The following is a 1,086-nucleotide window of genomic DNA, read 5'->3' on the forward strand; positions in this document are numbered from 1 at the left end:
CAATAACAAAAACACCAGAAGCATTAGTCAAACCATTATTAGTCACAGTAATAGTGTACAAAACATTATCACCAACACTCACAACAGTAACATTCGCAACCTTAACAATACTCACATTAACAGTATCGTTTACAGTGACAGTCTCATTATCATCAGGATCACCAGTATTAGGCTCATCAGTAGTAACATTCACAATGTTTGTGATATTTCCTGTGCCAGTAACAAGAACAGTTAGGTTTAAGGTTACAGATTCACCAGTACTCAAATCACCAATATTCCAAATCCCAGAAACATTATTGTATATTCCTTTACTTGCATTAGCACTAACAAACTGCACTTTACTATTATTAGTTAAATTCTCAATAACAAAAACACCAGAAGCATTAGTCAAACCATTATTAGTCACAGTAATAGTGTACAAAACATTATCACCAACACTCACAACAGTAACATTCGCAACCTTAACAATACTCACATTAACAGTATCATTAACAACAACAGTCTCATTATCATCAGGATCACCAGTATTAGGCTCATCAGTAGTAACATTCACAACATTCAAAATACTACCATTACCAACAACAAGAACAGTGATATTCAAACTTACAGATTCACCAGCACCCAAATCACCAATATTCCAAATCCCAGAAACATTATTGTATATTCCTTTACTTGCATTAGCACTAACAAACTGCACTTTACTGTTATTAGTTAAATTCTCAATAACAAAAACACCAGAAGCATTAGTCAAACCATTATTAGTCACAGTGATTGTGTATAAAACATTATCACCAACACTCACAACAGTAACATTCGCAACCTTAACAATACTCACATTAACAGTATCATTAACAATGACAGTCTCATTATCATCAGGATCACCAGTATTAGGCTCATTAGTGGTTACGTTCGCAACATTCAAAATACTACCATTACCAGTAACAAGAACAGTGATATTTAAACTTACAGATTCACCAGTGCCCAAATCACCAATATTCCAAATCCCAGAAACATTATTATATGATCCTTTACTTGCATTAGCACTAACAAACTGCACTTTACTATTATTAGTTAAATTCTCAATAA

1 pseudogene is annotated in these 1,086 nt (G+C 33.1%); it reads right to left on the reverse strand.

From position 1 onward, the window contains the following. Nucleotides 1-1,086 (reverse strand): annotated as a pseudogene (locus MBFIL_RS04625) (hypothetical protein); the annotation flags it as partial.

The organism is Methanobrevibacter filiformis (assembly GCF_001639265.1).
Taxonomy (GTDB): Archaea; Methanobacteriota; Methanobacteria; order Methanobacteriales; family Methanobacteriaceae; genus Methanacia; species Methanacia filiformis.